This is a genomic window from bacterium (genome assembly GCA_021372535.1).
Taxonomy (GTDB): domain Bacteria; phylum Latescibacterota; class Latescibacteria; order Latescibacterales; family Latescibacteraceae; genus JAFGMP01.
In genome coordinates this window covers 1-12,373 of the sequence record JAJFUH010000163.1, presented here as the reverse complement: position 1 = coordinate 12,373, position 12,373 = coordinate 1, and the positions used below count along the sequence as shown (strand labels likewise).

Here is a 12,373-nt window from a genome sequence, read left to right as displayed (position 1 = left end):
CTCTTGCCTCAAGAGAGGGGAGGCGCCACCAACATCTGTATTATCAAAGTGTTATACGCGGGGTGAGTTCCCGTAATTAGTAGGAGCACTATCATGTCCTACTGCAAACAAAAGGTGCTCAGTATTTAACCGGACAGTTATAAGTTCATACTTTTAAAAATAATCCGCGAAAATCCGCGTTCTATTGAATCTTGTGAATAAATCATATTAACAGCACTGTTCAGAAATTATCAACCGTCATTCCCGGGCTTTTTCATCAGTTCACGGGCATGTGCAAGAGCGGTATCGGTGAGTTTCTCCCCCGAAAGCATGGCCGCGAGCTCCTTCTGCCGCATATTCTCGTCGAGTGCAACGAGAGAAGCCTGTGTCATACCCTTTTCGACCGTCTTGCGTGCAGAAAAATGGCTCACGGTTTTTCCGGCAATCTGCGGCAGGTGGGTTATCACCACAACCTGGCGTTTCCCGGAAAGCTTGAGAAGCTTGTTGCCGACAGCTTCGGCGACCCGCCCCGATACCCCCACATCGATCTCGTCGAAAACCATGGTGGGGACACTGTCCACCGACGAGAGGGCGAGTTTGAGCGCAAGCATCACCCGTGACACTTCGCCGCCCGAAGCGATCTTTACGAGCGGCCGGGGCGGAACGCCGGGATTGGCGGAAAACATGAATTCGACCCGATCCGCTCCTTCTTTTCCCACCGTGATCTGTGCTCCTTCGAACGCAAGCTCGATACCACCTTCGTTTTTTCCGATCTCGATGACAAGCTTGGCTCCTGACATGCCAAGCTCGGCGAGGTGTGCTTCAACCTCACGGGCAAGCTCGGGCGAGGCTTTTCTCCGTTTCGCGGAAAGCTCGCGGGCGCAGCGGAACAGATTCGGCCCGACTGTGCCGAGTGTGCTTTCGAGGGCTTTGAGTTCATGCTCGAGCTCCTCGATTTCGACAGTCTCTTTGCCGATTTTTTCACGGAAGGCGAATACATCATCGAGTCGCGGGCCGTATTTTTTCTTGAGCCGCTCGATAAAGGCAAGACGCTCCTCAATTTCGGCAAGCGTTGCCGGATCGTCCTCTATCGCATCAGCATACCGCCGGAAATCCCCCGCAAGCTCGGACACCCCACCGGTAAGCTCCTCCATACGCTCCGCCAGCGGGGCAAGACCGGAATCCGACTGCGCCAGCTCCCCCACGCTTCCCGCAAGACTGCCGAGAACCTCCTCCACCGAACCTTCGGCATCTGACAACACCTGGAAAGCACGCCATCCGAGTTCTTTCAACTCGGTCGCGCGTGACAGGCGACGGATGGACTGTTCGAGTTCCTCGTCCTCGTTCGGCAGAATGTTCGCATTGTCGATCTCATCGGACTGAAAACGGTAAAGATCCCTGTCACGGCGCGAGTTTTCGATACGCTCCTTCATCCGGGCGATGGAAGCGCGGACGGTGACATATTCATGAAAGAGACGACCGACCGCCTCAGCACGTTCCCCAAGTCCGCCATAGCCGTCCAGAAACCGCACATGGTCAGTAACCATCAGAAGGGACTGGTGATCGTGCTGGCCGTGGAGATCGACGAGACGGTCGCCGAGTTTTTTGAGCGACTTCAGGGTAACCGGCTGGTCATTGACAAAACACCTGCTCGAACCGTCTGCCCGAACCTCGCGGCGAAGAATGAGGACATCATCGTCCTCTCCGATGGGAAACTCCTCGTCGCGGATAGAAGCGTCATGGGTGAAGACGCCGGATACTTCGAGCTCATCGGAGCCGGCTCTGATCATCTCTGCGGATGCCCGCGCTCCGAGCACGAGTTCGAGCGCATCGATGACAATGGATTTCCCGGCGCCGGTTTCTCCGGTGATTACGGTGAGACCGCCGGGAAACTGTACGGTCATTTCTGCAATAATTGCATAATTCCGAATTGTCAGGGATTCAAGCATTCTTCAACTTGAGGCTGACGCCCCACCTCAGCCGTGTGTGGAGAATATCAAAATAGGTTTTATTCCTGAAACGGGCGATCCGGACCGGTTCTTCAGCCCGTTTGATTTTCACGGTATAACCCGTCGGGACATCGACAAAGCTCTGGCCGTCCACCGCCATCCGCCCGCATCCTTCCGTGATGCCGAGAGCTATCTCGCGCGAACCCTCGATAATCATGGGCCGGATGGTCAGCGAATGGGGGCATATCGGCGTCAGGACAAAAACCGAACAGTCGGGCATGACAATCGGCCCGCCGGCAGCCATCGAATGAGCCGTGGAGCCGGTTGGGGTGGACACGATAAGCCCGTCGGCGTTCAACTCTCCGGCAAAGATACCGTCGACCGAGATGGAGAGACCGAGAATTCTCGTGTCCGCGTTACGGTCGACGACAACATCGTTGAGCGCAAAATACCGGTTACCGCAGCTCGTTTCGGCGTAAAAGGCCATGCGGCTCAGAATTTCGTATTCACCGTTTTTTATCATCGGGGGAACGGCGCTTATTTCATCCGGTGAGATTTCGGCAAGAAAACCGACCTTTCCGAGATTCACGCCGAGTATCGGTATTCCCGTACCGGCAGAAAGCTTCGCCGTCTGGAGAATGGTTCCGTCGCCGCCGAACGATATGATTAAACCGACACCGTCAAAGAGAGTACCCACCGGGCGGTATGAATAACGGTCATCGATGATTCCATGAATTTCCTCGTCGAGAACCGCATCGATACCCTCGGCACCGAGCTGGTCGATGAAGGCGGGGATAAGTGTCCTGATACCTTCTTTACGGATATTTGCCACAATGGCGACTTTCATGACCTGACAGCCTTCCGTATGGTTTCGGCGATAGAAGGAGTATCGAGACCGTAACGGTGGATAAGCCTTTTCCGGGACGCCTGTCCGGCGAATTCGGTTGGAACACCGATCATCGTTATATGCGGACGAACACCCTTAAGCGCATAATATTCAAGAACAGCGGAACCGAAACCTCCCGCAAGAACATTCTCCTCGACCGTGATTATGGGTTTCCCTTTTTCGGCGATACTGTCGAGCAGGCCGGTATCGAGCGGCTGCACAAAGCGCATGTTGACCACGGTCACTTTGATTCCTTCGTCAGCCAGTATCTTCGCGGCTTCGAGTGAAGGTGTGACAGTCTCTCCGATGGCAAGGACGGCAGCATCTTTCCCCTCGAAAAGAACCTCGGCTTTGCCAGGTTCCAGGGGCCTGAACGATTTGAGCAGTGTCCTGGCGGTGCCTGAGCCGCGGGGATAACGGATGGAAACGGGACCATCATAGTATTTTACCGCGAAAGAGAGCATATCCCTCAGCTCGTTCTCGTCCATGGGAGCCATTACCACGAGGTTCGGTATATGGCGCGTAAAGGAGTAATCGAAAAGCCCGTTATGCGTGGGGCCGTCTTCACCGACAAATCCCGCGCGGTCGAGACAGAAAACCACCGGCAGTTTCTGAAGGGCGACATCGTGAACAATGTTGTCGTAAGACCGCTGGAGAAATGACGAATAGATCGCCACAACCGGCTTCATGCCTGACCGTGCAAGCCCTGCGGCAAATGTTACCGCATGTCCCTCGGCAATTCCGACATCAAAAAAGCGATCCGGGAATTTCTGCGCAAACGGTCCCAGGCCGGTGGACTCGCTCATCGCCGCCGTGACAGCGCAGATATTCTCCTGTTTGTGCGCAAGCTCCGTAAGCGCATCTCCGAAAATTTCCGAATAACTCGGACGGTCGGATTTCGACTTGAGCTTCCCGGTTTCTTTTTCAAACGCCGAGATACCGTGAAAACGGGTGGCGTCCTGCTCGGCGAAACAGTATCCCTTGCCCTTTGTGGTATACACATGAAGAAGCAGCGGACCTTTGAGCTCCTTGATCTGCGAAAGAACCTGCATGAGATGGCCGATATTGTGTCCGTCCACCGGGCCGAAATAGCGGAAGCCGAGGCTCTCGAACCAGACTCCCGGAACGATGAGATTCTTGAGGCTCCGCTCCATACGGTTCAAAACGACGCGGACGGGCTTGCCGATGCGCGGAATAAACCCGGTCAGCTCCCATATATCCTTCTTGAGCTTGTTATACGGTTTTGCCGATATGACATCGGTCAGGTATTTTGAAAGCGCTCCCACATTCGGCGAAATCGACATCTTGTTGTCGTTGAGGACGACAATGATATCACGGCGTGAGGCACCGGCGTTGTTGAGACCCTCGAATGTAAGTCCGCCGGTCATTGCTCCATCGCCGACCACCGCAACGATCTTTTCATGTACTCCCTTGAGATCGCGCGCCGCGGCAAGCCCGAGCGCCGACGATATGGCAGTGGCCGCGTGCCCTGTTCCAAAAGCATCCGATTCGCTTTCGAATATGCTCGGAAATCCGGAAATCCCGCCCTCGATACGGAGAGTCGGGAAAGCTTCGCGGCGGCCGGTTAGTATTTTATGAGTATAACACTGATGTCCCACATCCCAGACAATTTTATCCTCGGGGCAGTTCAGGCTCGCATGGAGCGCTATGGTTAATTCCACAACACCCAGACTCGGCGCCAGATGACCGCCGTTATGCGAAACAACATTGCAGATTTCCATGCGTATTTCTTCCGCAAGTTTTTCGAGCTCGGCAATGGAAAGCCGTCTCAGGTCCCGGGGACTGTTGATCGTATCAATAATCCGTTTCATGGAATTTCTTTTTTAAAAGATTGATTATTCAAGGTTTCCGGGTTAACGTTTATATATGATTTTTTTATAAAAGTCGTTTTAAAAGACGATAAAAGACAGATTTCTATCTACATTTCCCTAATCCGATCTATTTTTAAATTCAAATAGAACACGGATTTTCGCGGATTTGTTTTTTATATCTTTTCAGGTATTTGCGTTTAATAATTGCTAATGATAGTATAAATAATATGTTACATATATTTGTGTCTTCGTGGCTTCGTGGTTGAATATTTTTCATGAATACTCCCGGCTAACATTTATCTCTTTGTCCCTCTGTCCCTTTTTTCAATACACTCTGCTGATTACGAACCGGGCAAGACCGTCAAGTATCTCCCGCTCACCATCGAGACGGGTAAGCACCCCACAGGAATCATCGATCATCGTGCGGGCAATTTCCTTCGAACTATCGAGGCCGAACACTTTCGGATAGGTTGCCTTGTCCTGCTGCTGGTCGGACCCGACATCCTTGCCGAGCACCTCGTCCGAACTCTCGATGTCCAATATATCGTCAACGATCTGGAAAGCAAGACCGATCAGCGAGCCGAATTCACCCGTTACGGCAATCTGTTCCTCGGGGGCCCCCGCGGTTATCGCTCCCATCTGGAGACTGGCCCTGATAAGCGCAGCCGTCTTGTGTGTATGGATGAAATGCACATCATCCCTGCCGATATTGGGGTGTCCTTCCGCCTCCACATCGGCAACCTGACCTCCGATCATTCCTTCCGTTCCGATTGCATCGGCCAGAATCCGGATGAGACGGCAGTCCTCGGCAAGCGATATAAGGTGAAACGCCAGGGCATTGAGCGCATCACCGGCAAGCACGGCTATATTTTCCCCGAACACCCGATGGAGTGTCGGTTTTCCTCTCCGGAGATCGTCATCATCCATGCACGGGAGATCGTCGTGTATGAGTGAATAGGTATGGATGAGCTCGATACCCGATGCGACGGGAAGCGCCCGTTCCGAATCTCCGCCGAATGCCTCGCAGGCCGCAATGCACAAACCGGCTCTGAAACGTTTTCCGCCCGAAAACACGCTGTACCTGATAGCCTTGTGAATGCTTACCGGCTCCGCTGTCTCGGGCAGAAGATACCTGTCGAGATATGTGTTTACACGATCCTTCTGAATCGCGAGAAAGTCTTCGGGGCTCACGATATGTCTTCCTCTTCAAAGGATTCGAGTACCGCCCCGCCGTTCTTGTCACCGACGAGTTTCATGACCCTGTTACGGGCTTCAGCGAGCATTGCGGTGAGTTTGTCGGCTTTTTTGACTCCCTCTTCATAGAGCTTCAGTGACTCATCGAGGCTGAGCCCGCCGCTTTCCATGGTGTTCACGATCTCTTCGAGCCGTTTCAGCAGCATCTCGAACGAAGCGCTGTCGGGTTGTTCTTCTGTCGCTGTTTCCGGTGTCTCATTCTGGCCGAAAATATCTTCCTGTCCGGGTATGTTCTTCTTTTTTCTGTCAGTCATAGGTTCCCTCTACCGTTGCATCGAGACGACCGCGGGCAAGCTCGACAGTTATCCCGTCACCGGGCTTAACCATCGAACGGTCGTTCACGACCCTCTCGTCACGCTTCAGGTAAACGATGGAGTATCCCCGTGTGAGCACCGCCCGGGGATTCATAGCGGTAATGGTGCTTTTCAGCCGTTCAAGAGCGGTTTCGCGCCGGGCCAGACCGAGGGTCAAAGCGCCTTTCATCCTCATGGTCATCTCATCGACTGTCTGGCTTTTCATCGAAAGCATATCGATAAACCGGTCGGCGCTCAATCCTTTCCGTACATATGAAACACGGGCAGTCAGGTCATCCAGTTTTCCGAGTACTCCCTGACGGAGCCTTGAAACCGCGTATGCAATCTCCTGCTTTACCTCGGCCGTATTCCTTACCACAATCTCGGCTGCGGCGGACGGTGTCGGAGCTCGTACATCCGCGGCAAAATCTGCAATGGTGAAATCGATCTCATGGCCGACTGCCGAAACCACGGGAATCCTCGACCCGGCTATCGCCCGCGCCACGGTTTCCTCGTTGAAACACCACAGGTCTTCTATAGAGCCTCCGCCTCTGCCGACAATAATGACCTCGACATCCGTCCGCCCGTTGAGGTCACCGATTCCCTGGGCGATATCCGCAGCCGCTCCCTCGCCCTGGACGAGCGCCGGCCTCAGGATTATCCTGACATGAGGCGCTCTCCTCCTCATGACCGTGATAATGTCACGGATTGCCGCTCCGGTTGGCGATGTAACCACCCCGACTGTAGCCGGATAGAGTGGAAGAGGACGATTATTGTCAAACAGGCCTTCGGCGGCAAGTTTCTTTTTGAGTTCCTCCATGCGGGCCAGCAGCTCGCCGCGTCCAAGGGGCATGAGCCGTATGACATTGAACTGATACTGTCCGCCGCGCTCATATACCGTCACATTCCCGAGCGCTTCGACCTTCATGCCTTCCCCGGGCGCAAAATCGATGTTAACCGCCTGCCACTTGAACATGACACACTTTATCTGGCAGTTTTCATCCTTGAGGGTAAAATACCGGTGCCCCGATGCATGGTGGACATAATTCGATACCTCGCCTTCCACCTTGATTGTCGGGATGCTTTCCTCAAGGAGCATTTTGATGATCCGCGTGAGCTCGGTTATGGTCAGACGCTTCGAATAGAGCTCCCGTTCGCCGGTCATGCTCCCCTCACTCATCGGCATGCTCGAAAATACGTTCGATCATGAGCGCGCCCCCTGTTTTTTCATTTATTTCCACAAGGACCGCGGAAAACATGATACCATCCTCGGCGGGGGAAAACCGGGTCGGAATCTGACGTAAAATTCTCGGAAGCGACTGCTCGATTTTCACACCAATTATGGAATTATGCGGACCGGTCATGCCCACATCGGAAATAAACGCCGTTCCCTTGGGAAGTATACGCTCATCGGCGGTCATCACATGAGTGTGGGTGCCGAGCACCGCGCTCACTCTGCCATCGAGATACCATCCGAGCGCCATCTTTTCCGATGTCGCTTCGGCATGAAAATCAACGATAATTACCTTTGTCTTCAGGCGCAGGTTCTCCAGAATATCATCGGCGGCGCGGAAGGGACAGTCAATCGGCGACATGAATATCCGGCCCTGGAGGTTCAGAACTCCCACCTTTATCCCGTTCTTCGTCTCGACTACCGTATACCCTTTCCCCGGCACTTTCGGGGGATAATTCGCGGGTCTGAGCAGACGCACCGATTCGCGTTCGAGAATCTGATGGGCTTCCGCACGATCCCAGATATGATTGCCGGAGGTAATGACATCGATTCCGTAGCTGAACATCTTCTGGGCTATATTATCGGTGATGCCGAATCCTCCGGCGGCATTCTCACCGTTGGCTATGCAAAGATCGACACCGCGTTCCCCGACAATCTTCGGAATGAATACCGATGCCGCGTATTTACCGGGTTTTCCGAAGATATCGCCGACAAAAAGTATTTTCAATAATCCTCCTAAAAAAACTTATGAAAAACACCGTCTTTTGATATAAGCTGCCAGCACGGATTGTTCATAAAATTTTTCACCACAAAGTCATAAATTGACATAAATGATTATTTATTCTATTGTTAGTAATTATTAATCGTTCGCATAAAAAATGATTAATTGTAATAATAAATCCGCGTTAATCAGTCCGATCCGCGTTAATCCACGTTCCATTAAATCTTATGAACCACCCTCCTATCGGGCATACTGGACAGCGCGCATCTCCCGAATAACGGTAACCTTGATCTGCCCGGGATAATCGAGGTCTTTTTCGATTTTTTCGGCAATATCGTATGAAAGCTGGTCCGCATGAGCATCGTCGATCAGATCGGTATTGACCATCACCCTGATCTCACGGCCTGCCTGGATGGCATAGGTCTTCTCGACCCCGTCGAATGAATCGGCCAGCTCTTCGAGACGTTCGAGACGTTTGATATACGATTCGAGGTCCTCGCGCCGTGCGCCGGGGCGGGCGCAGGAAACGGTATCCGCCGCCTGTACGATAGATGAGATAAGGAACCGCGGTTCCTGATCCTCGTGGAGCGATGCAATGGCATCCAGAATCATCTCGCTCTCGTTATATTTACGGGCGAGCATGAGACCGATTTCGGTATGCGTTCCTTCCATCTCGTGGTCGAGCGCCTTGCCGATATCATGGAGCAGACCGGCCCGCCGCGCAGCCTGGACATCGAGCCCTAACTCCGTTGCCATGAGACCGGCGAAAATCGCCACCTCGATGGAATGCTGAAGCACATTCTGCCCGTAACTCGTCCGGTAATTGAGTCTCCCCAGATACTCGATGAGCTTCGGATGGAGATTATGCACTTTTGCTTCTATCGAGGCGTTCTCTCCGAGCTCGACAAACGATGCTTCGACCTCGGTGCGGGCTTTCTCCACAACTTCCTCGATACGGGCGGGATGAATACGGCCATCCGTCACGAGCCGTTCCAGCGCACGCCGTGCTATTTCGCGCCGTATGCGGTCGAACCCGCAGAGAATAACCGCTTCCGGTGTGTCATCAACGATGACATCGACACCGGTGGCAGTTTCAAACGACCTGATGTTACGGCCTTCACGTCCGATAATCCGTCCCTTCATCTCATCATTGGGCAGCGGAACCACTGACACCGAAGATTCAACCGTATGTTCCGCGGCGCAACGCTGAATGGCCCCGACGATTATTTCCTTCGACTCGCGGTCTGCCTCACGGATGGCTTTGTCACGGATATCCTTGGCAATCTTGGCGGCATGTATCTTCGCCTCTTTTTCGAGATTCGCCAGAAGCTGTTCCTTGGCCTCTTCCGAGGTCATGCCGGAGATGCGCTCGAGCTTTTCATTCTGCTCGGCGATGAGCTGATTCAATTGATCCGTCTTTACCCGAAGCGCTTTTTCCTTCGCGGCGTTTTCACGCTCCTTGATGAGGATATTGCGCTCCTTTGCATTGAGAATATCGACCTTTTTATCGAGTTTTCGCTCACGGTCATGGAGCTCCTGCTGGAGCCGTTCGATATCCTGACGGGCTTCGCGGGTATCCTTTTCAAATTTCGACCGTTCACGGTACCATTCATCTTTCGCATCGAGCACCGCGGCCTTTTTGATATTATCGGCCTCGCGTTCCGCGTCCTCGGTGATATTCCTGGCATATGCCTCTGCGCTGCGCATTTTTGCATGATTCACTTTATTGGCCGCTATCCATCCGAGAATGAAAAATCCGAGCGCGGCAACCAGTAATACGAATACAACAATCATCGATGTTATTTCAGTCATACGTGTTCCCCCTTATACTTCAAAAAGCTGACATGTCATTAGTATACAATAAAAAAACCACCTGTTGATTCCAAAAAAGTCCTTTCATGGGAACTTATAGAATCACGAACGGTGGTTACGTTTCAAACAGTTATTATGTGTACGGTCTTATGCCGGTTGATTAATCATTACGCTCTTTATGAAGTCTCTCCTCAAGCACGGACAACACCTGCTGAAGTCGCTCCTCGGTTCTGGCGTTTTTCTCCTTTTCCGAAAATAACTCATCGGCAATCAGGAGAGCAGCCAATACCTCGGTTTTCAACTGCTGCGGGAGTTTGCTCTTGGAAGAAACAGCCTGTATCTTTTCTTCAACATACTTCGCCAGTTTCCGCAGATACTCAGCATCAGCATCGCTTTTTATGGGGTACTGATCCCCCATAATTGTCACTAACGTCGTTCTATACGGTTGTGTCATCACCGAAAGTTGATGTAAAGAGCGTAACGGTCATGTTGTTTAACCGGTACCCATTATAGCCATGCACCTTAAATTTATCCGTTGATATACCATACCCAATATACCAAATTAACGCCACATAACCGTTTGCAGCTTCTTGACCTACACGTTCGTGATTTAATCTATATTATTATACTTGTTAAGTTTGGTTATTATTAATTGTATCTGTTCTTTTATCTGATTTTTCCTGTCGTCAATATCGGAATACCGTTGATGTTCTTTTTCAAGTTCGCTGACAGTCTTTTGTAAATCCTCAATTATCTCCTGAGCATTTTTCAATTCCAGGCGCGCGCGATCCGCTTCATCGGCGGCCTTCTTTTTTTCCGTAAGAATACTCTCGTGAACCTCAATGAATGCATGAACAGAACGCTCGAGTTTATCAACAGTATTCATACCTGCCCGCACTCACGGTTCATAACGAAAATAACCCTGAAAATTACCGTCTATATAAATCTTTATACTCCAACCCATTTCCGGGTGATATATATATTTACTTATATTGTAAGATATTGCATGAATAATGTCAAGGAAAACCTTACGGCACAAAACAACATGACCCCTCACACTTTTTTTCATTGTTCTGTCATGAGGGGTCTTGTGCTTTCCGGAACACCGGAAACAACCACATACCGCAAAAATTACCGGACAGCCTCCATCGCCGTATCAAGAACCGCCTTGAACACCGCGGCATCACGTACTGCGAGGTCAGCCAGTATCTTACGGTTCAGCTTGATTCCGCTCTTCTGCAATGCATTTATAAAAACAGAATACTGGACGCCGTTTTCACGGGTTGCTGAATTTATTCTGGCAATCCAGAGGGTCCGGAAGTCACGTTTCCGCTCTTTACGGCCCCTGTATGCATATACCAGAGCACGGTCGACGGATTCGCTGGCGGTCTTGAGCAGTTTCGATCGTCCACCCCTGAATCCCTTGGCCATCTTTAATATTTTTTTCCTCCGCTTGCGCGAAGCAACACTCATTGATACTCTCGGCATCTATTACCTCCTTAAAGGATCATCTCTTTGATTCGTTTTTCATCCGCCGAAGTCAGATATCCGGCGCGGCGGTAATTACGTTTCCGCTTGGTCGATTTTTTCTTCAGTATATGACTTGCAAAAGCCTTATGCCGTTTTACACGCCCCGAACCGGTCAATTTAAACCGCTTCGCTGCAGACCTGCTTGATTTCATCTTTGGCATATAACCATTCCTTTCACATATAATCTTTTTTTATTTACAATATATCCGCGTATCGCACCCATGCCATTCCGGGTAAAATGCATCATTATATTCCCCTGTCCGGCATGGTAAAATTTTCATGTATAACCCATCCTGCAGGTTCGTATTCACTGCAGTATCCTAACTCAGCGTCAGGTTTATCGTTTCAATCAGTATGTCCCATATTCCGGTACACGAACCGTTATTCAAGGGTAAAACACTCACAAATAATCCTTAAAACACCGTCTGTTTCACGGCACCATATCAGTTTTCACATGCCATGAATAATCACGGTATCCGACAGCATTCGGGAGTAATCAGTATCGGAATGATTATCCGCCAGGCAACTCCCGATTCAACATATACCATGACGGCATAAACCGGATTTGAGCTCCCGATGGGAATCATCGTTTTTAAACCGTATCCGAAGTGAGCATTATATGCTACTTGGGCGCAACAATCATGGTCATGTTGCGGCCTTCATCCCTGATATCGGCTTCAATAACCGCATGCTCGGTGAGAATTTCCCTGGCCTTCAATAAAACGGCCTGTCCGATATCTTTGTGGAGTGATTCACGCCCCCTGAATACAAGGGTAAACTTTACTTTGTCCCCCCGCTCTAAAAACTCGAACGCATGCTTCATTTTAAAATCAAAATCATGATCGGAAATTTCTGACCGCATCTTGATTTCCTTCACATGAAC

The 12,373-nt window shown here is 51.1% G+C and carries 13 protein-coding genes; all 13 read right to left on the bottom strand.

Annotation, left to right across the window (positions count from 1 at the left end):
* Positions 1-230 precede the first annotated feature (230 nt).
* A complete protein-coding gene (recN, locus tag LLG96_14450) occupies positions 231-1,928 on the bottom strand; it encodes a DNA repair protein RecN (protein ID MCE5251410.1) in 1,698 nt (565 codons plus the stop codon).
* Positions 1,921-2,775: an NAD(+)/NADH kinase gene (locus LLG96_14445; GenBank protein MCE5251409.1), complete on the bottom strand. Its 855-nt coding sequence runs from the start codon at positions 2,773-2,775 to the stop codon at positions 1,921-1,923. Before LLG96_14445 ends, recN begins: the two co-directional genes overlap by 8 nt.
* The gene (dxs, locus tag LLG96_14440) at positions 2,772-4,646 is read right to left on the bottom strand and encodes a 1-deoxy-D-xylulose-5-phosphate synthase (protein MCE5251408.1); all 1,875 of its coding nucleotides are present in this window, start codon (positions 4,644-4,646) and stop codon (positions 2,772-2,774) included. The genes LLG96_14445 and dxs overlap by 4 nt, the downstream gene beginning before the upstream one ends.
* A gap of 324 nt (positions 4,647-4,970) precedes the next feature.
* Complete coding sequence (locus LLG96_14435) at positions 4,971-5,837, bottom strand: polyprenyl synthetase family protein (GenBank protein ID MCE5251407.1); 867 nt, start codon at positions 5,835-5,837, stop codon at positions 4,971-4,973.
* Positions 5,834-6,046 carry an exodeoxyribonuclease VII small subunit gene (xseB, locus tag LLG96_14430; protein MCE5251406.1) on the bottom strand — a complete coding sequence of 71 codons (213 nt, stop codon included), beginning with the start codon at positions 6,044-6,046 and terminating at the stop codon, positions 5,834-5,836. Before xseB ends, LLG96_14435 begins: the two co-directional genes overlap by 4 nt.
* A gap of 100 nt (positions 6,047-6,146) precedes the next feature.
* The gene (xseA, locus tag LLG96_14425) at positions 6,147-7,358 is read right to left on the bottom strand and encodes an exodeoxyribonuclease VII large subunit (protein ID MCE5251405.1); all 1,212 of its coding nucleotides are present in this window, start codon (positions 7,356-7,358) and stop codon (positions 6,147-6,149) included.
* A 7-nt stretch (positions 7,359-7,365) separates the two neighbouring features.
* Entirely contained in the window at positions 7,366-8,154 is a 789-nt protein-coding gene (locus tag LLG96_14420) for a TIGR00282 family metallophosphoesterase (GenBank protein ID MCE5251404.1), read from the bottom strand.
* A 234-nt stretch (positions 8,155-8,388) separates the two neighbouring features.
* Positions 8,389-9,960: a ribonuclease Y gene (rny, locus tag LLG96_14415; protein MCE5251403.1), complete on the bottom strand. Its 1,572-nt coding sequence runs from the start codon at positions 9,958-9,960 to the stop codon at positions 8,389-8,391.
* A gap of 160 nt (positions 9,961-10,120) precedes the next feature.
* Complete coding sequence (locus LLG96_14410; protein MCE5251402.1) at positions 10,121-10,378, bottom strand: cell division protein ZapA; 258 nt, start codon at positions 10,376-10,378, stop codon at positions 10,121-10,123.
* 192 nt (positions 10,379-10,570) lie between these two features.
* Positions 10,571-10,846: a hypothetical protein gene (locus tag LLG96_14405; GenBank protein MCE5251401.1), complete on the bottom strand. Its 276-nt coding sequence runs from the start codon at positions 10,844-10,846 to the stop codon at positions 10,571-10,573.
* 245 nt (positions 10,847-11,091) lie between these two features.
* Entirely contained in the window at positions 11,092-11,448 is a 357-nt protein-coding gene (rplT, locus tag LLG96_14400) for a 50S ribosomal protein L20 (GenBank protein ID MCE5251400.1), read from the bottom strand.
* Between the two features lie 11 nt (positions 11,449-11,459).
* Positions 11,460-11,651 (bottom strand): 50S ribosomal protein L35, encoded by a 192-nt coding sequence (rpmI, locus tag LLG96_14395; GenBank protein MCE5251399.1) that lies wholly within the window; start codon positions 11,649-11,651, stop codon positions 11,460-11,462.
* Positions 11,652-12,112: 461 nt separating this feature from the next.
* Positions 12,113-12,373, bottom strand: a 261-nt coding sequence (gene infC, locus LLG96_14390) for a translation initiation factor IF-3 (protein ID MCE5251398.1), incomplete at its 5' end; no start/stop codon positions are given.